The following is a 19,906-nucleotide window of genomic DNA, read 5'->3' as shown; positions in this document are numbered from 1 at the left end:
CGCGACTAGCGGTAGTCGGAACCGAATCCATAGTCGTCCAGCGGAACCGCAGCGCCGGTGCCCTGGCCGAAGCCTTCCGGGCTGTACTGGCGACCGCCCAACCGTTGACCGCGCTGCCGGCCACGGTTCAGGACCGGGTAGGGAATTCCGAGGTGTGGCGGGTATACGCGCGCCAAGTTGTGGATCTGGTCTTGGGCGCAGTTCGATTTGGGGATGACTTGCCACAATCGCTCGATGAAACGCGGTCTAGTCATTCCGAAAGTTACGAGGATTTCCTCCGCGGTAGCGCCCCCGTATGGTGCCCACTTGCAAGCGAATTCGATGAGGCGCTCTGCTTCGATGTCAGGGTGGGCGCGTTTGCGGTCGGCTTCGTCCCAGGCGGCACGGCGGCTGTGGCGCCATCGGCTGTACTCGCGAGAATTCATAGGATTTCGTCGACCTTATTGTCGAAGGTGGGCCATCGGAATTTGGCAGGTCACTGTGCTCGTCTTGACTGTCAGAGCGTGTATCCCATAGCACGCGCTACCCGGGTAATAGTCGAATCCGAGCAGGTCATGTTCCTCGGGGACCGGACGTCAACGTGCACCGGCTGGTCCGCTGCGTCGCCCGGTTCCTGGTGCAAGTTGGTCCCACCTGAGAGGACTACTGCACGCCGACTGGTGAGTTCGTCCAGCGCCTGATCACTGTGGACTGAGTGCGTTGAACCTGTCACTGGCGGCGGCTCGCTCGGAAATCTCGAGCGCGCGGTAGCCGTGGTAGTAGGTCACGAGCATGAGTGTCCAAACCGACATCGCCAGGATGTAGAACAGCGTGTGATCCACATCATCACCGGGGATGGGGAAGAAGTCGTAGATCACGGCCACGAACGCCCCGAGTACCGTCGCCACGAACACCCATACCGCGATTCGTCGTTCGCCGATCCGCCACAGGCGAGCAGCGACTGCGAGCATGAACAGGGCGACAGCGAGATTGAGTACGAGGTAGAAGATCGCCCACCCCAGCTCGACGGGACGCACATCGAGTGCGCGGTTCATTCCCACCCCAACCGCCGCTGCGACCGCACCGGCATCGACCATCCACGAAGGACGGTATCCGTGGGTCACCGCCAACATCCCGAGCACGATGATCAGCGTCATGCCGAACGAACGCGAGAACGCGTCGAAGAACACCATCAGGTGATAGCTGAGGCTCGAGTGCGAGACTCCCGTGGCGGCCAACAGGACTACGTTGGCGCCGGACGCCCCGATCACCAGCCACTCCAGTGCGAGCAGGTAGTTGGGCCTGTCGCGGATGAACTTGACGCCGTAGTAGAAGCCGGCGGCCAGTATGCATAGGTCGGCAAGCGGGCCGCGTTCTCGTCGTCCAGCAGGCAGGCGGCGGCGCGGTCGCCGACGATGAGGAACCGCTCGTAGCCGAGCCGAGTGGGTGCCTGCTCGTCGAGATGGGTTTGCACGATCACCTCAAACAGCTGCAGGGCACGCGTAGTAGCCGGTAGGGGAACCGGAGAAGGGCCCTCGTGAGACCGCCGAGCGTCACACAGCTGCTCCCGACCAGGACCAATCCGATGACCTCACACCGGCACATCACCACCGATCACGACGAGATCCGCGGTTGGATTCAGGCGCACCACGGCGCACCGGCACGAACGGCGGCGACCACCGACGCCGTAGGCGCTCTGCATATCGACTTTGCCGGGGTCCGCACTGGCGCGCTCGAGCACATTTCCTGGCAGGAGTGGTTTACTGCGTTCGATGCGCAGGGCCTCGCCCTGTGCTACCCGGATCCGCATGTGCGCGGCGGAGCGAGCGCGTGGTTCGAACTCGTGCCCCGCGGTCTCGGCGGCGGGTTTCATCCCTGACGTGAGCGGAGTGCATACGTTCGGGGGGTGTTGGCAGTCGCACTCAGCGCCCACCTCGGTACACCATCGGGCCTGACCAGCGGGAATTCGCTCACGCCGTGACCGGCTCGTGCCATGTAGCGACACTCCGAGCGCATCGTGGGCGGTGGGGATGTGTCGGTTGCGCGCCCGCGTACCGGGGTACGCGTCGCGAAAGACCACGTTGATCCGAAGGTCGGGGCGCCGGAGGATGTCCGCCGATGACCGATATCGTCACTGTCGACGAGAACGGGCGCTACCGGCTGCATCTGGAGCGCCGTTTGCACCACGACTGTGACGAGGTGTGGCGGGTGCTCCGCCTGCTGCATCCCGAGTGCGGAGACACGGGCATGGCGTGCCGTGCCCGGCCGCCCAGCCTGCTCGAGTACGCCTGCGGGGAGAGCGTGCTGCGGTGGGACATCACCGGCGACGGGCACTCCCGGTCGGTTCTGCGGTTCAGCCACCAGTGCCCCCGCCGTCAAGACGGAATCGAAGAGATGGGCTGGTGGCTCACCGAGCTCGACGTCCTCGGCGAACTACTCGACGGGGTGGAGGTGACCGATTTCCAACGCCGTGCCGAGGACATGATCGACCGCTGTCGACGCGCGTTCGAATAGGGACATCCCACGGCAGTAGCTGAGCGGCATGCGCGATTTGGCGTGGCTCGCGGCCAACCAGGGAAGAATTGGCATATGGCCCAGCCACCCAGCTCTACGCGACCCGTGAGCCCGGGTGTAGTGCGGTAGCCCGACCACGCTTGTCCCCGAGTTCTCGCGTTGTGTGCCCGCGGTTCAGCGGCCCGTTCCGTGGGTATCGGGATGGTGCAGTGCGTAGCGGCCGGGCCCGGTGGCCTTGGCCCGGTACATCGCCCGGTCGGCGTGATGAATCAGCTCGTGCGGGGAGACGTTGGCACCGGTGACGGCGATACCGATACTCGCGGTGATCGGTCCGTCACCCGGGTGCGGGTCCACGGTGGCGATTCGGTCGGCGATCCTGATCACGTCCGCGGGGCCGGTGACGGCCGGGCACAGGATCAGGAATTCGTCGCCGCCCAGGCGCGCCACGGTGTCGGTGGGCCGGACCACGGACCGTAGGCGGTCGGCGAGTCGGATCAGGGCGGCGTCGCCGCCGGCGTGCCCCAATCGGGCGTTGAGGTGTCGGAAGTTGTCCAGGTCGATCACCAACACCGCCACCCGGCCGCCGGTGCGGGCCGCCTGGTCGAGGGCGGAATTGAGACGCTCCAGGGCCAGGGTGCGGTTGGGTAACCCGGTGAGCGGGTCGTGCAGGCTCCGGTGCCGCAATCGCTCCTCCGCCTCGATGCGGTCGATCGCGGTGGACAGCACCGCGGCCACCGCGCACAGGAGGGCCACCTCGCATTCCCGGGTGGGGCGCGGACGTATGCCGTATGCGGTCAGCACCCCCCAGATCGGGTCGTGCCCGATCGGCACGCCGATGCCGCCGCCCAGCCCGTGCGCGGCCATGTCCGCGGTCGCGAACCGTCGCTCGCGGGCGCGGTCCGGGCAGCACACTACCGCCGTCTCGGTGGCCGTGTACCCGGTCAGCGAACCGCGGCCGGCGGCGACGGTGCTCGGGCGCGGCCCGGGTCCGTGGTAACCAAGCACCGTCAGGGCCGCCCCGCCGGTGTCCGGCACCCGGGCCACCGCCGCGCACCGCGTCCCCAGCAGTGCGGTGACCTCAGCGGTCGCGGCGGTCAGGAGAGTGTCGAGGTCGGCGGTGACCGCCAGCCGGCTCAGCTCGGCGAGTACCTGTTGTTCCCGGCACCGCTGGTCGGCCGCCGCCAGGGCGGCGAGCAGCGATTGGTCCTGCTCGCCGGAGGCGGACGGCTCCCGGCCGATCACCCCGATCAGCAGCGGGTGCCCGTTTTCGTCGCGTTCGGTGACGAAGACCGACAGGACCAACGGGATCGGTGCCCCGGTGCGCAAATTCCGCAACTCCGTCGGCCCGCACCACCGACCCCGTCCGGTCAGGGCGGCCGAGACCTCCGGTGCCTGCGTTACCGCGCTGGCGGTGCAGACGTCGGCGGCCCTGCGCGCGGACACCTCGCCGCCGTCCGGGAACCCCACCAGGGCGGCCGCGGCCGGGTTCAGATAGCGGAGACGGCCCGAACCGAACTCCCACAGCGCCATCGGGGCGGGCGCGCATTCCAGTGCGGCGACCAGCTGCGCCGACGTCGCCGCGCCCGGGAACGATCCCGTCTCGGATCGGGTCACCTCTTCGGGGAACTCGGATTGTGCGGCGCCCTCCGGCACCCGGTACGGTTCGAATAATTCAGTCACGACTGGTCGGTTTCATTCTCAGACAATGCCTTTCAGTGAATAGCTATGTCGCAACGGCTACCGCATTCGTTTCACGAGAAGGTTCCCGGGTCGCGGCATCGGCGGCGGTGACACGCCCAGGCGGAGATCTCCACGGTCCCGATGCCCCACGCCGGGGCCCCTGCCGATTCACTGGCGTGCGGGGCGTGGTTTTGGGCAAGCCGCACTGGCCGATGATGCTGATGAAGACGCCGTATCCGGTGTTCATCCGCGCCGCCTCCGTGGGGTGTGCCCGTTGCACATGCTGCGCCGGGAATTTCCGAAACCCGTCACTCCCGTGCGCGGTGATGAAATGCAGACACGGGACTCTCGGATATCCGTGTCGGCAAAATCATTCGCACATACTGCGAAGCGCCCCTCATCCTCGAGCCGCGCTTATCTCGCGGAGATCCACATTCTCGAACCGCGCTTCACGAAAGTTATTCCGGGTTAGCCTCCCCAATTTCGGGGTGACGATATCGACTCGACTGCGCGGCCGCCTGCCGACCGGGAACCGGTAGGCCGAGATCACTTCACGGCCGAGGATGGCGGTAGGGGTTGGCGGCGAACTAGCCGGTGATCGTGCTGATCAGCGCGGTGGACCGGCTGCCCCCAGGTGAGCCGGGCCACCGCTGTCCTGGATTTGCTCCGTCGGTCAGCTCAGGCCGATGCCCATCAGAATTCACTCCTCTCGTGGTGATGAATCCACGGGATCGTCGATCCCCCGCTTACGGTGCCTATCGCGCTTGGGGTCGAGGAATGTTTCGCAAAAAACCCGAATTTCTCACATAATGAAATTAACAACCACCCATAGCGTTCTGGAAATTAACAACCGCCCATAATGTTCTGGGCAATCGATTGCGCAGCGGGGTGACTTAGAATTACTCGGCGCCTTTGTTTCTCGTGTGTATTTGCGTGATCCACGAGGTTGCGGAGGTGGGGGCCGCGCACTCGACCTCGCCCCGCCGCGGCGGGGCGCCCCGCCCGGCCGAAGGGGTTCGGCGGCCGGAGCGGGGCTGGCTGCCCGGTCCGCCTTCGCGGCGCGGGCAGCGTACTCAGCGGGTACCCGCAGACAACTGCGCTACGCGGGTAACCAGGAAGGCCGGCAGACCCCGCGGTCATTCGGTGCGGTCCTGTCCGATCGGGACGCCGTGACGAACGAACTGCTCGCCGAACACGACGACGAGTTCGCCTCCACCCTCCCGGAACTCGAGGGCTTCGCTCAGATTGAGCGTCGCCGACGCGGGGTAGTCGGCGGGAACGAAGGCACCACCCACCGACCACGGCCCCCACCCTTTTCGCCGACGCCGGCGCCGAGGTGCACCACATCTACTCGACGAAGGGGTTGGGCGATGACAGGCAAGGGGCAGATGGCGTTGGCCGTGGGTGCCGGGTACATGCTGGGCCGTACGAAGAAGATGAAGTTGGCGTTGATGCTGGCCGCCGGTGGGGCATCCAGACAATTATCCTCCGGCGGATCGTTGGGTCTTCTCAACGAGGGCCGCAAGTTGCTCGCGGACTCGCCCGAGGTCGCCAAGCTCGGCGAGACGGTCCGCAAGGAGTTGATGAACGCGGCGAAGACGGCCGCGGTCACCGCGGCCAGTCACCGCATCGACTCGCTCAACTCCCGGTTGCAATCGGGTGGCGACGAGGCCGCGGGCGGGAAGAGGTCCAAGCGCAAGAGTCAAGAGGAGCCCGAGGACGACTACGACGACGAGTACACGGAGGACGAGACCGCCGAGGAGGACGAAGCCGAGGAGGAGGCGCCCCGCGCCCGCAAGCGTCCGGCCCCACGCCGCCGCACCTCGAGCAGCGGTAGTTCCCGGCCCACCCGGTCACGGTCCCGGTCGTCGACGAACAACGACGACGAAGAAGACGATCTGGCCCGAGCCAGGGCCCGCAGGACGCGCGCGAAGGCGACGACCGATTCCGTACCCGTACGACGACGCACCCGGAAGTGATCAGCGATGACCTCGAATCTCGACAGTGCAGCGAAGAAGCTGCGCCAGAACGTGTCCGGTGAGGCCGCATCGGTGTCACCGCTGAAGAAGGCGGCGCAGGGCCTGCTTGGCACCGTGACCGACAAGGCGATGTCCACCGTGTCCGACAAGGTGCAGGGTGCGGCCGGCCGGCTGACCGACTACGCCGAGGGCGGCGGTGGAAGCCTGCTGTCCGCGGTCACCGGCAACGGCAACGGCAACGGTGACGGTGACGGGGACGGGGACGAGAAGGGCGACGGCAAGTCACTGTTCTCCGGGCTGACCGACAAGGTGAAGGACACGGCGTCGGATGTGAAGGACGCGGTCACCGGTGGTGGCGGTGGCGGCAAGGGCAAGAAGCTCAAGTTGACCAATATCGTCGAAACGATCGATGTCGGTGTCCCGGTCCAACTGGCGTATAACCAATGGACCCAGTTCGCGGACTTCCCCTCCTTCATGAAGAAGGTCGAGCGGGTGGAGCAGGAGGCGGACGAGAAGCTCGAGTGGAAGGCTCAGATCTTCTTGTCGCACCGCACCTGGGAAGCGTCGATCATCGAGCAAGTCCCGGATGAGCGGATCGTGTGGCGCTCGAAGGGCGCCAAGGGTTTCATCGACGGTGCGGTGACGTTCCACGAGGTGACCCCGGATCTCACCCGCATCGTTCTGATCCTCGAGTATCACCCGAAGGGATTGTTCGAGAAGACGGGAAACCTGTGGCGTGCACAGGGACGGCGAGCGCGTTTGGAGTTGAAGCACTTCGGACGCCATGTCATGACCCAGTCCGTTCTCCATCCCGACGAGATCGAAGGGTGGCGCGGAGAAATCCGGGACGGCAAGGTCGTCGAACCCGAGGAGTCCGAGGACATCATCGAGGAACCGGACGACGAGACTGCCGAAGACGAAGAGCCGCAGGACCAGGAGGACGAGTCCGGCGAGTACGAGGAAGAGGAGGAGCCGGAGGACGAGACCGGCGAGTACGAGGAGGAGGAGGAGGAGGAGCCGGAGGACGAGACTGGCGAGTACGAGGAGGAGGAGCCGGAGGACGAGGCCGCCGAGGCGGAGGAGGAGGAACCGGAGGAAGAGCCGGAGGACGAGACCGGGGAGTACGAGGAGGAGGAGCCGGAGGACGAGGCCGCCGAGGCGGAGGAGGAGGAACCGGAGGAAGAGCCGGAGGACGAGACCGGGGAGTACGAGGAGGAGGAGCCGGAGGACGAGGCCGCCGAGGCGGAGGAGGAGCCGGAGGACGAGACCGGGGAGTACGAGGAGGAAGAACCCGAGGAGGAGCCCGAGCCGCGCCGGCGTCCCGAGCCGCGGCGGCGTCGTCCCCGGAAGGCCGCAGCAAAGAAGGCCCCCGCAAAGAAGGCCCCCGCAAAGAAGGCCGCCGCGAAGAAGACCCCCGCGAAGAAGACCCCGGCAAAAAAGACCCCTGCAAAGAAGACCGCAGCAAAGAAGACCACAGCAAAGAAGGCAACGCCGCGGCGTAGGACAGGAGCACGCGCATGACCACGGCCGGTGGACCCAGCTCGAGCAGTCTCGCCGACGTCATCGACACCATCCTCGACAAGGGCCTGGTGATCGATGCGTACGTGCGGGTCTCGCTGGTCGGTATCGAACTGCTGACTATCGACGCCCGCGTTGTCGTCGCCAGCGTCGACACCTACCTGCGGTTCGCGGAAGCGGTGAACCGGCTCGAGATCGGCAGCGAGCCCAAGGGGCTGACGGACCTGGCTGGGGGCGGCGAGGGAGGCGCTGAATCGAAAACTCAGGGCGCACTCGGGGCCGCCGGCGAGAAACTCGGCGACCTCCTCGGCGGCGGACAGGAAGAACCTCAGCGCGAACGGGTTTCACGCAAGTCCACTCGCGAGGACAAGTGATGTCGACATCGGAACAGGCCAACGGGCACCCGAGGGCCGACCGGTCGGACCGTTTCGAGCAGTGGTGTAGTCGTCGAATTACTCAGTCCCTGGCGGTCTTTGATCGATTGAACTTCCGGAGTTCGGGGTAGTCCGGTAGTCCGCACTTACATCTCCACTTCGGGTATGCCACTGGCGAGCTGGACGCCGCGGCGGCGGTGAGAGCGCAGAGCGTGCCGAGGAGCGATCGATACCGCCACGCGTCGAGCCGCCCGCACACGGTGTTGCGGAGGGCGATAGCGGGGCAGGGAGGAGCGAGGAGGATGACCACAGCGGGTGGGCCGAGTTCGAGCAGCCTGGCCGATGTCATCGACACCATCTTGGACAAGGGCCTGGTGATCGACGCGTATGTGCGGGTCTCGCTGGTCGGTATCGAACTGCTCACCATCGACGCCCGCATCGTGGTCGCCAGCGTCGACACCTACCTGCGATTCGCGGAGGCGGCGAACCGGCTCGCGATCGGCAGCGAGCCGAAGGGGCTGTCCGATCTGGTGTCGGGCGGGACGGAAAAGATCGCGAAGTCGAAGACGAAGAGCGCCATCGAAGAGAAGCTCGGCGGCCTGCTGGGCGGGCAAGAGGAACCGGAACGGGAACGGGTGTCGCGCAAGTCGACTCGAGGTGACAGGTGATGGCTACATCGGAGCAGACGAAGAAGCAGAAGAGAGAGAACACAGAGAAGTCGGAAAAGTCGGACAAGAAGCAGACGGCGGGGGTGTACGTCTACGGCATCGTCCCGGCCGACGTCGAACCTGGGGACGACGCGACCGGGGTCGCGGATGGGAAGGTGGAGGTCGTCGCGAGCGGTGACGTCGCCGCCCTGGTGAGCGAAGTGTCCGTGGACCGTCCGATCGGCAAACCCGAAGACCTCCGTGCCCATGCGAACGTGCTGGACGGGACGTCCCGGGTGGCGCCGGTGCTGCCGCTGCGGTTCGGTGCGGTGCTCACCGACGCCGACGCAGTGAAGGAGGAACTGCTCTCGGCACATGCGGACGAGTTCGCGGCGGCCCTCGAACAACTGGAGGGCAAGGCCCAGTACGTGGTCAAGGGCCGGTATGCGGAGCAGGCGATCCTGCGGGAGATCCTCGACGAGAACGAGCAGGCGGCGCAGTTGCGTGAGGAGATCCGGGACAAGTCGGAGGACGCGGGCCGCCAGGCGCGGATGGCGCTCGGGGAAGTGGTGAACAACGCGATCGCCGGCAAGCGTGAGGAAGACACCCGCAAGACGGTCGATGCCCTGGGCGACCTCACCGACTTCGTCAACCGCCGCGAACCCACGCACGAGGAGGAGGCCGTGCAGGTCGCGGTCCTCGTCGACGTGGACAGGCAGGACGAACTCGAAGAGGCTGTGGGAAATCTGGCCGAGGTGTGGGACGGCCGGGTCGAGCTGAAGCTGCTCGGGCCCATGGCCGCCTACGACTTCGTGGTCACCCAGAATCCGGCGGGGCAGGGCTGAGCGATGGGTCTGTTGTCTTTCATCGTCACGCTGCCGCTCCAGCCGGTGAAGGGTGTGATCTCGCTGGCGGAGTTGATCAAGCGGCAGGTCGAGGAGGAGATGCACAATCCGGCGGCAATCCGCCGCGGGCTCGAGGAGCTCGAGGAGGCCCGTGCCCGGGGTGAGATCACGGCCGAAGAGGAGGAGCAGGCGCAACAGGCGCTCATCGACCGGTTGACGGGATCACCCTAGGGAAATCACCGGCAGGGCCGCGCTGGATCCGCGGCGTGGTAGCGATGGGACGGATGCGGTGCGTGGTCATCCCGATTCCGCGGTCCCGGACAGGCCTGCCGTGGTCGTGTGCCCGAGTTTGCTCTTCCATCCCTCGGCCGCGAGGGCGGACGGGGCGGCGGCCGGGTGTCGACGTGGCCCGATCGAGGGGTCGCCGCCGCTGCCGGTGTTTCAGCGTCGGGGGTAACAGCGGGGCCGCACCCTCGATACATCATTATGGAGAGACGACGTGCGGATCCGGATACCGCTCTGGGCTACCTCGAAGGACTTCCCGCGCTGGTGCTGCTGGAACGGCTCCCAGTGCCGGTGCTCGCTGTCGACCGCGACGGTCACGTCGTGCACGTCAATCGCGCGTTCGAGGCCATGATGGGGTATCCGCACGATGTGCTCTCGGGGCGATCCATGCGAGATCTGCTCCCGACGGCGTCCCCTCCGCGGCCGGTTGCAGAGGATCTGCAACAGTCGGCGGGGACGATCGTGACGCTCACGCACCGAGACGGTTCTGCCGTGCGGGCGGCGATCAGCAAGTCCGTGCTGACACGTGCGGACGATCCGGTATTGCTCGTCTGCTTCCAGGACGTGACCGAGCTGTTGTGGGACGGCGGAAACGCGCCGACCTTCGGGTGAGGCCGCGATCGTGTCCGGTCGCTGGTCAGTGTCCGGGGGCCCGGAGGGTGCGGCGCGCAGGTCTCGAACGACACGTCCTTCACGCATGGGTTCTCGGCACGCACTCGGTCGGCGGCATCGGCAAACGCCGCCGACCCGCGAACGCCCGTGGTCGGGGCGCTGTTCAAGAGGACGGTCGGTGGGGTACTCGCGATCGGTCGGGATCGGCGCGCCCAGGCGAAAACACCTGGGGGCCGGAAGTGAGGAGCACAGCAATGACCACAGCGGGTGGTCCGAGCTCGAGCAGCCTGGCGGACGTCATCGACACCATCTTGGACAAGGGCCTGGTCATCGACGCCTACGTGCGGGTGTCACTGGTCGGTATCGAACTGCTCACCATCGACGCCCGCATCGTGGTCGCCAGCGTCGACACCTACCTGCGCTTCGCCGAGGCGGCGAACCGGCTCGCGATCGGCAGTGAACCGAAGGGCCTGTCCGACCTCGTGTCCGATGTCAAGGGCAGTGGCAGCACGAAGTCCAAGACCAAGGGTGTCCTCGAGGGCGTGGGGGAGACGCTCGGTGAGCTGCTCAGCGGATCCGGAAGCGAACGCGAACCGGCACCCCGGCGGAGGCGGAAATGACCTCCGCCGACGACACCGACGACAACGACAACGACGAGGGTGCTTCGGCGGCGGTGATCTATGTGTATGGCATCGTGCCCGCGGACGTGCAACCCGAGGACGACGCCTCCGGCGTCCACGACGCCCCGATCGAGATCGTCGAACACGGCGACATCGCGGCGTTGGTCAGCGAGATCGACCCGGACCAACGACTGGGCACCCCCGCGGACCTGCAGGCCCACGCCCACATCCTCGACGGCACCTCGCACGTCGCCCCGGTGCTGCCGCTGCGGTTCGGTGCCGTCGTGTCCGACCGTGACGCGGTCATCAACGAGCTCCTCACCGAACACGAGGACGAGTTCGCTGCCGCTCTCAATGAGCTCGAGGGCTTCGCCCAGTACATGGTGAAGGGCCGCTATGTTGAGGAGACCATCATCCGCGAGATCGTCGACGAGAGCCCGAAGGCCACCGACCTGCTCGAAACGATCCGCGACCAGCCCGAGGAGCTCACCCGGGACGCCAGAATGGCCCTAGGGGAGATCATCGGCCAAGCCCTCGAGGCCAAACGGGACGCGGACACCCGCACCACCCTCGACGCGCTGTCACCGCTGACCGACACCGTCACCGTCCGCGAACCCACCCACGATGAGGACGCCGTCCACCTCGCGGTCCTCTTCGAGGTGGACCGGCAAGGCGAACTCGAACGGACGGTCGGCGACCTGGCCGAACGCTGGGACAACCGGGTCACCATGCGCATCCTCGGCCCCATGGCCCCCTACGACTTTGTGGTCACACCGAAGCCGGAGGGCTGACGAAAAGGTCTGTGGTCGTTCAGGGTTCCCAGAGGCTGTGCTCACCCTGCACGTACCGGCTTTCGTGCGAGGTGTCCCGGGTGCGCGTTGAACCGCACCCGGCATCGGAGCGTTGGGTGCTGCGGACGGTGTCTCCTGACATCACTACGCGGGCGGAAGCCCGGGCAGACGCACTCACCTGGCTGGACTTCGTTCTCGATGTCGATCTTCCCGACCCACCGACGTCACCACCGCATAGGTCGGGCGAAGTTCCCAGTACGTAGGACCGCCGGTTAGTTCTGTGCCTTCGGCGATGTGTCGGGGTGCTCGTAGCAGGGGGCGCGCCCGGCCGCCGCTCGCCCCCAACGAATGGTGAGGGTCCTGCGGCGCCTCGCCTCGGTGAGGGGAACCAGCCCACACCACTGGATGGACCGAAATCGCGTGTCGTGCATCGAATCTCACCGTTCCGGTGCGGCTGTTCTCGGTGCGTCTTCGGCCGACCGTGACCGATCATTCCGTCGCTGATGCCATTCCCGGCCCGTCCTGCGCCCGAAGCGGCGCGGCCGGCGCTTTCAGTGGTGTTCGCGTTTGCCGATGCCGGGGTTACCGGCGGTGCTCGTGTGGTCTGTACTGGTCTCGGGATCCTGCTCGGCGCGTAGTTGCGCGTTGTCGGCTTGCAGGCGGCGGTTGTGGCGTTCGAGTTCGTCCGTGCGGTGCTCGAGGTCGAGAACCCGGCCGATACCGACGAGGTTGACTCCGGCTTCGATGAGTTCGGCGATGCGCCGAAGCCGCGTCAGGTCGTAGTCGCTGTAGCGGCGGGTGCCGCCGTCGGTGCGGCCCGGGGTGATCAGCCCGTAGTCCTCGTACAGGCGCAGCGCGGCGACCCCGAATCCGGACAGCTCGGCGGCTACCGAAATGCCGTAAACGCCGCGCAGCGACGGTGATTCGGAGTCGTACCGCTCGAATTTTTCGGGCACTTTTGCTCCGATCGGGAATTTTCTCGCGCAACCTCTTGTCATGGTCTATGACAGATGCTATACCAAATCTACAGCATCTGCTGGAGTTTACCTGGTGGAATGAAGAGGGTTTCAGGAGGTGGACACGATGTTGATGCGTACGGATCCGTTCCGCGACCTCGACCGTCTGACACAGCAGGTCCTCGGCACCGCGGCCCGTCCGGCGGTGATGCCGATGGACGCCTGGCGTGAACAGGACCGGTTCGTGGTGGAGTTCGATCTACCCGGCGTGAATGCCGACTCGCTGGATCTGGACGTCGACAAGAACACTCTGACGGTGCGTGCCGAACGGTCCGCGCTCGACGAGAACCGAGAGATGGTTGCAGCCGAGCGTCCGCGCGGGGTGTTCAGCCGGCAGCTGTTCCTGGGGGAGAACCTCGATGCGGACAAGATCGAGGCGATTTACGACGCCGGGGTGCTGCGGTTGACGATCCCCGTCGCGGAGAAGGCCAAGCCCCGCAAGATCGAAATCAGTAGTGGGCATTCGGAGAAGAAGGCGGTCACCGCCTGAGCGCGGTCGACAGGGAGACCGTCAACGCTCGACTGAGATGACACGGCTCGGGAGGGGGTGAATTGTCGATGACACTGGCGAACATGGTCACCGACGTGAACGCCACCGTAATTCCGGAGCGCGGCGCACGCGAAGTGGTGTGGCCGTGGCACGAGCTCGACTACGCAGTGCTCGAGGCCGATTCGGATCGCATCCTCGCCGACGCGCTCACGCCGCAGGCCGTGGTCCTGCTCGCTCGGCTGGCGACTGCGCCGGCCGGTCCGCCGCAGCCCTTCCCTCCCGCTTCGATGGGGTGGACGGTGTCGGCTCCTCCGGTCCCGGAGATCCGGGCCACGCAGCGTTCGCCACCGGCACCCGGAAAGTCCATCCGCAAGATTATGTTTCGTCTGTGATGTAGTTCGGAAAGGGGTGATGAATCAGACGAGTGCACCAGCTCACGGGGTTCGACCGCTGCCGCCTCCTTCACCTGTCATTGCTTCGCGAGCGGCGCGGCGAACCCGGGGCACACCGCCCGGTGCCGCCGATCAACGAAAAGGACCACACTTCGGCGCCGACCGCGCACCCGACAACAATCCGTGGTGGTTGTGTCGGATCGACCGGGGCGCACGGCCATTAGTGGCAGACGGTCTTCGTCGGCTGTTCCGGGCGGGGCAGTGCCCACCTGTCACATTCACGAGAATCAGGAAAGCGGGTGGGCCTTTCGTGCGGGTCGGGCTCGCCCGTTCTGGTGGTTCCGGCACCTCGATGCCCGGGACCACCTCTTCTCCGGCGCATCGCAGGAACGAAACGAAGTGACGGCCGCCAATCGGGATCCGTATCAGGTGCTGGGACTGTCCTCGTCGGCGTCCCAGTCCGAAATCACCAGTGCTTACAGGCGGCTGCTGCGTGAACACCATCCCGACACCCGCACACGCCCCCGGTCCTCCAATCCGGCGGCGGACGAACACCTCCAGCGCATTCTGTCCGCCTACGCCCTGCTGCGCGATCCCGAGCACCGCGCCGCCCATGACCGGGCGGTGACCGAGAGGGCAGAGGCCGAATCCGATGTCCAGCCTCGGCGACGGCCGGAGGCTCCGACCCGGCCGGCCACCCCGATCCGCATCCGGGTCGTCGTGCGCGGTTCCCCGCCGCCGCAGGGCCCACCCGCAACGGGGTTGTGGGTGAGCCCGGTGCAGTGGCACCGCTGACATGAGCACTCACCCGGTTGCAGCGACATCGCGCCGCCGTGCGGGAGGTGCCGATGAGGATCATCAGGGCGTCGTTCCGCCGAGGTGAACAGGTAGGTAGGTGGTGGAACATCCGTTGCCGCTTCAGTCTCGTTCGGGGCCGCCGGGCCCTTCCGTGGAGTTGCGGTGGGCATGAGAAGGCTGCCCGCGCTGGCGCTGGGGGCCTCGACGGCTGCGGTCGCGGTGGTCATCGCAGCGCCGCCCGCCTCCGCCGATACTCCCGGCGACGCGGACTCGCCGTCCGTGCTCGCCGCCACCGGATCCGCCGCATCCGATGTGCTCGGCTCCTGCGCCGACGAACTCGGCGCCGTCGACGGCGGCATCGCCCCCGACTGGTTGCCGCACTCGAACTCGGTGACGTCTCCGAATCCGCAGGCCCCGGCTCGTTCGACCACACCCCCGCCGCTGACGAGGCATCATCGGAATCGGAGCCCGCCGAGGACATCGCACCGAAGCCGGCCGAGGACGAGGCCACCGGAACCGGGGAGGCAGGCACCACCACCGAGGAGCAGAGCGAGCCCACCGACCCCGCCGGTGTCGAGGCGCCCTCACCCCGAGGGGCCTTCACCGGAAGCGAACACGGGCACCGCCGCCGCGACCGGCGAGCGAGAGGCCGAGGCCGCCGCGACGCCGTCGGGGAGGTCTTCGACTTCACTTCGAACCGAACGTGGAGATCACGTTCACCGGTGCGTCCGGCCCGGGCCGCTTCGAGGTGTCCTACCTGACCGAGGAGACCGCCAAGGGAATCCGGCTGAGCTGCCACATACGGATGGAGCAGAAGGGGCTGTTCGCCCTCGCTGACCCGGTGGTGGCCGCGAGCCTGCGGCGGGACTTCGCCGCCAACCTGCGAAACCTCGAGGCTCTGCTCGAAACCCGCGCCGAGTAAAGCCGCGTCCCTGTGTGGTCAGGTCAGAGCGCTGCCGGCCTGCCATTGCTCCCACGGGACGGACCAGTCGCCGTTCTGCCACAGCTCGAGGGGAGCACCGCCGGTGTTGCGGACCTCGACGATGTCGCCGGGGACGGAGAAGTCGTAGAACCAGCGGGCGTTGTCGGGGCTCAGGTTCAGGCAGCCGTGCGAGACATTGGTGTTGCCCTGCGCCCAGATGGTGTCGGCGAGTTCGTGGAGGTAGATGCCGTCGTTGCTGATGCGGGTGGCGTAGTTGATCGATTCCTTGTATCCGAGGCGGGAGTTCACCGGCAGTCCGTAGGTGGAGGAGTCCATGATGACCGGGTTGGCTTTGTCGATGACGGTGTAGATGCCCGGTTGGGTCCAGAACGAGAGGGTCTGCCCGCCCACGACTTCGGTCCCGCCCCGGCCCATCGACGTCGGCATCGTGCGGACCACTTCGCCGTTGTCGGTGACGGTGACCTGTTTGGTGGTGTCGTCTGCGATGGAGATGTGTGCGTCGCCGATGGTGAACGAGGTCTGCGCGTCCTCCTGGCCGAAGAGGCCTTCGCCGAGCGCGATGCCGTAGACGTTGGCGCGGACGGTGACCTGGGTGCCGGGTGTCCAGTAGTTCTGGGGTCGCCAGTGCACGTTCTGATCGTCCGCCCAGTACCAGGATCCGGTCACCGGGGGTGTGGACTCCACGTGCAGGGCTCTTTCAGCGGCGGCGCGGTCGGTGATCGGTTCGTCGAAGTGCGTGACGATCACGATGCCGATACCGAAGGTGCCGCCGTCGGCGAGCAGGTTCCCGCCGCTGGTGACGAAGGTGGGTTTGGTTTGGTTGCCGGGGGTGACCGTGGAGAACGTGCTGGTCTTCTCGCTCCGGACACCTTGGTCGCCGACCGCGGTGACCGCGAGGGTGTAGGTGCGGCCGTAGCCGAGGGGCACTCCCGGTTTCCAGGACATGCGATCGGGGGTGAAGATGCCCTCGACCACCCGTCCCTCGTCGTTGGTCATGGTGACCGTCTCGAGGGTGCCACCGTTTGTGCTCACCGCTACCGGGTCCGTGGGGTTGACCGCGGCGGCGCCGTCGGCCGGGGACACGGTGATTTCCGGTCCCGGCGGCGGTGTGGCCGGTCCTGCAGGTTGGTCGGTGGAGGGTGCGCAGGCGGCGGCGAGAGCGAGCAGCAGGACTGCGAGGACAGCGGCGAGGTGACCGGGACGGCGACGGGCGTGCATGACAGTGATTCTCCCGTGCGGAAGGGCCCGGGCGTGTGCAGTCGCTATGCGACGGCGGTCACCAGGGCAGTTCGCGGCAGCGGCCTTCGCCCCCGGCGGGTTCGACCTAGGTGGCGCCATGCCCGTGGACAGCACCTCCACCAGGTGAACGGGGTGTCGCGGTTGTATCACCGCTGGCTCCCCATCTGCCGCGTCGGTGCGGTCATCCGTTGAACTCGTCGACGTCGATACGCCCGGCCAGAACTTCAGCGGCAAGTCGAGGATCGCGCGGCCCGTTGTATCGACGGCACAGGAATATTCCGCAGCTGGTGAGCGAGCATTCCGGCATCGGTGCCGCCGACCGCCTGTCGGCGTTCCGTGCTGATGATTAAGCGCCTCAGCCTGGGGTAAGCACGGCTTACGCACCCCGTCCGGCACCAGCTGCCCGCGACGCCGAGGTGCCCAGGTGCCAACACAGTGGGTGAAGACGATGAAAACCATTTGGCTGGTGTCGGCGGCCGCCGGGGCGGGATACCTGTTGAGGGGCTGGACCGCAAAGCTGACCGATTCCCCTGAGATCGTCAAACTCGGCGAGACAATTCGGGCTGACCTGATGAACTCCGCGAAAGCCGCGGCAGTCACCGCGGCCAGCTCGCGTATCGAATCGCTGAACAGCCGACTCCTAGCGAGCGGCGAGAAACCGGCGGGGAACGAGGACGCGGTTGCCGGAATCCCGCGCGGGTCGGGCGAGATCCGCGACTCCCACGTCGACGAGCCGCCGGAGAGCGAAGAAGAGCGCGCGGCGGATAGCAAGTCCGCGGCGGGCGAGCAGGTAGGTGAGGGCGGAAGGCTGTCGGAGGTCGAAGAAGAGAAGCAGGTCGAGAGGAGAGGCGAGACCGACGACAGCACCGCGCCCTACCCACCCGAGCAGGAGGAAGCGCCGAGACGCCGTCCCCGTAAACATGCCCGGAGTGCAAGCACGGCCAGAGAGATCCGCCAATGGGCGGTGCAAGAAGGCTATGAGATCTCCTCGCGCGGTCGCATACCCACGAACATCGAGCACGCCTTCCGCGTCGCCCACTAACCACCTCACCCCCGATGGGTAGAGCCACGGGTACCAGGCCCACGAGCTGATCATTTCGAACCGTGGCCGGAGGCGGACTCTGTGTGGGCCCGTTCCCTGGGTTTATCCTTCGCCCGGCAGGGGCTCCGTGGCACGCTATCGGTATGTGCGGTCGTTACGCCTCGACGACGAGCCGGGGAACGTTATCCGAAGATCGGCTCACGCATGATCAACGCTCGAGCCAATACCGTGCATGAGAAGCCTGCGTACAGGCAGTGTTTCAAGTCGCGGCAGGGATCGAGGCGATGCGGGCGGCAGGTGAGATCCGGGCCGGCGTCGATGCGCCGCGCACCGCGTCCGCATTCATCGCGGGAATTCAGGGTGGGGTGCAGGTCCTGCGGTCGACGGGCAGTGTCGAGGATCTCGAAGCCGTCCTCGACACGCTTATCGACTATCTTCGGGGCCCGGGATCGACCGGCGCTGCCTGCTGATCGGCCGGGATGCCACCGGGAATTGGCGTGCGCTGCACCGGTGCGTCGTCGGGGCAGCGCACGACAGCGTGGCACATTGCCTCGACACCGCAAGGAACCCTGCGATCTTCGCGGTGGGCCGGTGGGTCGGGCTACCGCTTTCGGCGGCGGTTGTTTCGCCCGTGAGGAGGGCATCAGGTGACGCACCGGCTACCAGCGGACGGGATCGGTGCCGTACCTGTCGGTGAGGTGGCGCGCGGCGGCGGCTTCGCACAGGTTCGGTGGGAGCCGCTGTGTCCGAATTGGGCAGGTCGGCTCAGCTGCCGACGTGACTGTCGAGTTCGCCGAGGTCGGGACGAGTGCGGCGGCAGGTGGTGCGGGGGCTGTATCGACGTGAGCGGGGCCGGCGGTGGTGGATCGTTGGTTCCGCGATCCGGGCTGCAATGCTAAAGTGCTGAAACGATCGTTTCAGTGCTTGGTTGTGCGATCGGAGCGAGGAGGACGTGATGCATCAGACCCACGTGGCCGGTGAGGGCGAGGCCGCCACTGAGGTCACCATTCGACCGCTGGGAGCGCCGGGCGATCTGGGGTGGGTGATCCAGGCCAACGGTGAGGTGTACGCCAACGAGTTCGGTTGGGACAGTGGTATCGAGGTGCTGGTGGCGCAACTGGTGGCCGAGTACGCACGCAATCACGACGAGCGTGAAGCGGCATGGATTGCCGAACTCGACGGCGCCCGCGTGGGTTGCGTGTTCTGTACCCACGGCGACGACGACGTCTCGGCGAAACTGCGTGTGCTGGTGGTCGACCCGAAGGCGCGAGGACACGCGCTCGGGCGTCGACTCGTCCATACGTGCGTCGACTTCGCTCGGCAGGCCGGATACCGCCGTATCGGCCTGTGGACCGTCGACACTCTGTCGTCGGCGCGGCGCATCTATCAGGCGGCCGGCTTCGAGCTGGACTCCGAAACGAGCAGCCGGCTCTTCGGACAGGACCTCGTCGAACAGTGCTGGTCACGAGAACTCTAGTGAACCGAGAACAACGCGGAGATCGAGTGGCGCATGAACGGCCCGCCGGCTCGGCGTCGGCCCGTCATATCGAGCTGCTCGATGCCGCGCACGCCTACGTCATGGCCAATGGGCTGGCAGAGCTCACCTTGCGGCCCCTGGCAGCAGCAATCGGGTCGAGTCCGCGGGTGCTGTTGTATCTCTTCGGCAGCAGGGAGGGATTGATACGCGCGATACTGGCGCGCGCCCGCCGTGACGAACTGGGCTTCCTCGACGAGATACGTCGCGACGCCGAAGACGATCCAGGGGCGATCTTCCAGGTCGCCCGAACGGTGTGGTCGTGGCTCGTGGCCGACGCACACCGGCCGATGCTCGCCCTATGGGTCGAGGCCTACGGCCGATCCTTGACCGACCCCACCGGACCATGGAACGAATTCGCCGAGGCGACCGTGACCGACTGGCTGGACGTCCTCGCCTCGGCGCAACCGGAACACACGCGCGGCACCGCTCGTGCGCGCGATCAACGGACCAGTGTGCTCGCCGCACTGCGGGGTGCGTTGTTGGACCTGCTGGCCACCGGCGACGCGCAACGCACAACGGCCGCGGTCGATCACATCCTTACCGCGCTGCACACCGCCCAGTCCGACGATCATTACCGATCCTGAAAACCCTGCACGGCAACGGGT

Annotated in this window: 25 protein-coding genes; 19 read left to right on the top strand and 6 right to left on the bottom strand. The window is 66.6% G+C overall.

Annotated features, from left to right (window positions below; genetic code table 11):
• Positions 1-5: 5 nt before the first annotated feature.
• The gene (locus DTA22_RS37050; protein ID WP_322789928.1) at positions 6-254 is read right to left on the bottom strand and encodes a hypothetical protein; all 249 of its coding nucleotides are present in this window, start codon (positions 252-254) and stop codon (positions 6-8) included.
• A 426-nt stretch (positions 255-680) separates the two neighbouring features.
• Positions 681-1,250, bottom strand: a complete 570-nt coding sequence (locus DTA22_RS02220; RefSeq protein WP_245973237.1) for a hypothetical protein — start codon at positions 1,248-1,250, stop codon at positions 681-683.
• Positions 1,251-1,564: 314 nt separating this feature from the next.
• Between DTA22_RS02220 and DTA22_RS02210 the strand changes: the two genes are divergently transcribed.
• The gene (locus tag DTA22_RS02210; protein ID WP_037231836.1) at positions 1,565-1,858 is read left to right on the top strand and encodes a hypothetical protein; all 294 of its coding nucleotides are present in this window, start codon (positions 1,565-1,567) and stop codon (positions 1,856-1,858) included.
• Positions 1,859-2,097: 239 nt separating this feature from the next.
• Complete coding sequence (locus tag DTA22_RS02205; RefSeq protein WP_037231839.1) at positions 2,098-2,493, top strand: SRPBCC family protein; 396 nt, start codon at positions 2,098-2,100, stop codon at positions 2,491-2,493.
• 174 nt (positions 2,494-2,667) lie between these two features.
• On the opposite strand, the gene DTA22_RS02200 is transcribed toward DTA22_RS02205, so the two are convergent.
• A complete protein-coding gene (locus DTA22_RS02200) occupies positions 2,668-4,173 on the bottom strand; it encodes a sensor domain-containing diguanylate cyclase (protein WP_112298366.1) in 1,506 nt (501 codons plus the stop codon).
• Positions 4,174-5,309: 1,136 nt separating this feature from the next.
• Complete coding sequence (locus DTA22_RS36000) at positions 5,310-5,468, bottom strand: hypothetical protein (RefSeq protein WP_160118482.1); 159 nt, start codon at positions 5,466-5,468, stop codon at positions 5,310-5,312.
• Between the two features lie 75 nt (positions 5,469-5,543).
• Here DTA22_RS36000 and DTA22_RS02195 point away from each other — a divergent pair, with 75 nt between their 5' ends.
• The 9 genes from DTA22_RS02195 (at position 5,544) to DTA22_RS02155 (ending at position 11,844) form a co-directional block, all read left to right on the top strand.
• A complete protein-coding gene (locus DTA22_RS02195; protein ID WP_112298365.1) occupies positions 5,544-6,152 on the top strand; it encodes a hypothetical protein in 609 nt (202 codons plus the stop codon).
• Positions 6,153-6,158: 6 nt separating this feature from the next.
• Positions 6,159-7,673 carry an SRPBCC family protein gene (locus tag DTA22_RS02190; RefSeq protein ID WP_112298364.1) on the top strand — a complete coding sequence of 505 codons (1,515 nt, stop codon included), beginning with the start codon at positions 6,159-6,161 and terminating at the stop codon, positions 7,671-7,673.
• Positions 7,670-8,044: a gas vesicle protein GvpJ gene (gene gvpJ / locus DTA22_RS02185; protein WP_037231892.1), complete on the top strand. Its 375-nt coding sequence runs from the start codon at positions 7,670-7,672 to the stop codon at positions 8,042-8,044. The genes DTA22_RS02190 and gvpJ (DTA22_RS02185) overlap by 4 nt, the downstream gene beginning before the upstream one ends.
• 302 nt (positions 8,045-8,346) lie before the next feature.
• Complete coding sequence (gvpJ, locus tag DTA22_RS02180) at positions 8,347-8,712, top strand: gas vesicle protein GvpJ (protein WP_005241539.1); 366 nt, start codon at positions 8,347-8,349, stop codon at positions 8,710-8,712.
• A complete protein-coding gene (locus DTA22_RS02175; protein ID WP_112298363.1) occupies positions 8,712-9,536 on the top strand; it encodes a GvpL/GvpF family gas vesicle protein in 825 nt (274 codons plus the stop codon). Before gvpJ (DTA22_RS02180) ends, DTA22_RS02175 begins: the two co-directional genes overlap by 1 nt.
• A 3-nt stretch (positions 9,537-9,539) precedes the next feature.
• Entirely contained in the window at positions 9,540-9,767 is a 228-nt protein-coding gene (locus DTA22_RS02170; RefSeq protein ID WP_112298362.1) for a gas vesicle protein GvpG, read from the top strand.
• A 255-nt stretch (positions 9,768-10,022) separates the two neighbouring features.
• Entirely contained in the window at positions 10,023-10,433 is a 411-nt protein-coding gene (locus DTA22_RS02165; RefSeq protein WP_037231898.1) for a PAS domain-containing protein, read from the top strand.
• A gap of 254 nt (positions 10,434-10,687) precedes the next feature.
• Entirely contained in the window at positions 10,688-11,053 is a 366-nt protein-coding gene (gene gvpJ / locus DTA22_RS02160; protein ID WP_005241554.1) for a gas vesicle protein GvpJ, read from the top strand.
• Positions 11,050-11,844, top strand: a complete 795-nt coding sequence (locus DTA22_RS02155; protein WP_112298361.1) for a GvpL/GvpF family gas vesicle protein — start codon at positions 11,050-11,052, stop codon at positions 11,842-11,844. The genes gvpJ (DTA22_RS02160) and DTA22_RS02155 overlap by 4 nt, the downstream gene beginning before the upstream one ends.
• A 551-nt stretch (positions 11,845-12,395) precedes the next feature.
• On the opposite strand, the gene DTA22_RS02145 is transcribed toward DTA22_RS02155, so the two are convergent.
• Positions 12,396-12,800, bottom strand: coding sequence for a MerR family transcriptional regulator (locus DTA22_RS02145; RefSeq protein ID WP_245973238.1), 405 nt, complete (start codon positions 12,798-12,800; stop codon positions 12,396-12,398).
• A 127-nt stretch (positions 12,801-12,927) separates the two neighbouring features.
• On the opposite strand from DTA22_RS02145, the gene DTA22_RS02140 reads away from it, so the two are divergent.
• From DTA22_RS02140 to DTA22_RS02120, 4 genes are all read left to right on the top strand, one after another.
• Entirely contained in the window at positions 12,928-13,350 is a 423-nt protein-coding gene (locus DTA22_RS02140) for an Hsp20/alpha crystallin family protein (protein WP_112298847.1), read from the top strand.
• 68 nt (positions 13,351-13,418) lie between these two features.
• Positions 13,419-13,742, top strand: a complete 324-nt coding sequence (locus tag DTA22_RS02135) for a hypothetical protein (protein ID WP_112298360.1) — start codon at positions 13,419-13,421, stop codon at positions 13,740-13,742.
• Between the two features lie 399 nt (positions 13,743-14,141).
• Positions 14,142-14,537, top strand: a complete 396-nt coding sequence (locus DTA22_RS02130; RefSeq protein ID WP_112298359.1) for a J domain-containing protein — start codon at positions 14,142-14,144, stop codon at positions 14,535-14,537.
• 706 nt (positions 14,538-15,243) lie between these two features.
• Positions 15,244-15,462: an SRPBCC family protein gene (locus DTA22_RS02120; protein ID WP_245973239.1), complete on the top strand. Its 219-nt coding sequence runs from the start codon at positions 15,244-15,246 to the stop codon at positions 15,460-15,462.
• A gap of 18 nt (positions 15,463-15,480) precedes the next feature.
• Here the strand turns inward: DTA22_RS02120 and DTA22_RS02115 are convergent, their stop codons facing one another.
• Positions 15,481-16,701, bottom strand: a complete 1,221-nt coding sequence (locus tag DTA22_RS02115; RefSeq protein WP_112298358.1) for a L,D-transpeptidase — start codon at positions 16,699-16,701, stop codon at positions 15,481-15,483.
• Positions 16,702-17,146: 445 nt separating this feature from the next.
• Here DTA22_RS02115 and DTA22_RS02110 point away from each other — a divergent pair, with 445 nt between their 5' ends.
• The 4 genes from DTA22_RS02110 (at position 17,147) to DTA22_RS02090 (ending at position 19,885) form a co-directional block, all read left to right on the top strand.
• Positions 17,147-17,764 (top strand): Lsr2 family DNA-binding protein, encoded by a 618-nt coding sequence (locus DTA22_RS02110; protein WP_245973240.1) that lies wholly within the window; start codon positions 17,147-17,149, stop codon positions 17,762-17,764.
• 254 nt (positions 17,765-18,018) lie between these two features.
• Positions 18,019-18,234, top strand: a complete 216-nt coding sequence (locus DTA22_RS02100; RefSeq protein WP_052033114.1) for a hypothetical protein — start codon at positions 18,019-18,021, stop codon at positions 18,232-18,234.
• Positions 18,235-18,719: 485 nt separating this feature from the next.
• Positions 18,720-19,241: a GNAT family N-acetyltransferase gene (locus DTA22_RS02095; protein WP_052033116.1), complete on the top strand. Its 522-nt coding sequence runs from the start codon at positions 18,720-18,722 to the stop codon at positions 19,239-19,241.
• A gap of 26 nt (positions 19,242-19,267) precedes the next feature.
• Complete coding sequence (locus DTA22_RS02090) at positions 19,268-19,885, top strand: TetR/AcrR family transcriptional regulator (RefSeq protein WP_037231904.1); 618 nt, start codon at positions 19,268-19,270, stop codon at positions 19,883-19,885.
• Positions 19,886-19,906: the final 21 nt, after the last annotated feature.

It is taken from the genome of Rhodococcus wratislaviensis (assembly GCF_900455735.1).
GTDB classification, from domain to species: domain Bacteria; phylum Actinomycetota; class Actinomycetes; order Mycobacteriales; family Mycobacteriaceae; genus Rhodococcus_F; species Rhodococcus_F wratislaviensis.
The sequence above is the reverse complement of the archived record's forward strand: the minus strand, read 5'-3'. Positions and strand labels throughout refer to the sequence as shown.

Coding starts and splice junctions, on each gene's coding strand:
- DTA22_RS02190 (WP_112298364.1), top strand. CDS start 6,159: ATGACCTCGAATCTCGACAGTGCAGCGAAGAAGCTGCGCCAGAACGTG.
- DTA22_RS02115 (WP_112298358.1), bottom strand. CDS start 16,701: ATGCACGCCCGTCGCCGTCCCGGTCACCTCGCCGCTGTCCTCGCAGTC.
- DTA22_RS02140 (WP_112298847.1), top strand. CDS start 12,928: ATGTTGATGCGTACGGATCCGTTCCGCGACCTCGACCGTCTGACACAG.
- DTA22_RS02165 (WP_037231898.1), top strand. CDS start 10,023: ATGGAGAGACGACGTGCGGATCCGGATACCGCTCTGGGCTACCTCGAA.
- DTA22_RS02095 (WP_052033116.1), top strand. CDS start 18,720: ATGCATCAGACCCACGTGGCCGGTGAGGGCGAGGCCGCCACTGAGGTC.
- DTA22_RS02155 (WP_112298361.1), top strand. CDS start 11,050: ATGACCTCCGCCGACGACACCGACGACAACGACAACGACGAGGGTGCT.
- DTA22_RS02135 (WP_112298360.1), top strand. CDS start 13,419: ATGACACTGGCGAACATGGTCACCGACGTGAACGCCACCGTAATTCCG.
- gvpJ (WP_005241539.1), top strand. CDS start 8,347: ATGACCACAGCGGGTGGGCCGAGTTCGAGCAGCCTGGCCGATGTCATC.
- DTA22_RS02170 (WP_112298362.1), top strand. CDS start 9,540: ATGGGTCTGTTGTCTTTCATCGTCACGCTGCCGCTCCAGCCGGTGAAG.
- DTA22_RS02195 (WP_112298365.1), top strand. CDS start 5,544: ATGACAGGCAAGGGGCAGATGGCGTTGGCCGTGGGTGCCGGGTACATG.
- DTA22_RS02205 (WP_037231839.1), top strand. CDS start 2,098: ATGACCGATATCGTCACTGTCGACGAGAACGGGCGCTACCGGCTGCAT.
- gvpJ (WP_005241554.1), top strand. CDS start 10,688: ATGACCACAGCGGGTGGTCCGAGCTCGAGCAGCCTGGCGGACGTCATC.
- DTA22_RS02175 (WP_112298363.1), top strand. CDS start 8,712: ATGGCTACATCGGAGCAGACGAAGAAGCAGAAGAGAGAGAACACAGAG.
- gvpJ (WP_037231892.1), top strand. CDS start 7,670: ATGACCACGGCCGGTGGACCCAGCTCGAGCAGTCTCGCCGACGTCATC.
- DTA22_RS37050 (WP_322789928.1), bottom strand. CDS start 254: ATGACTAGACCGCGTTTCATCGAGCGATTGTGGCAAGTCATCCCCAAA.
- DTA22_RS02210 (WP_037231836.1), top strand. CDS start 1,565: ATGACCTCACACCGGCACATCACCACCGATCACGACGAGATCCGCGGT.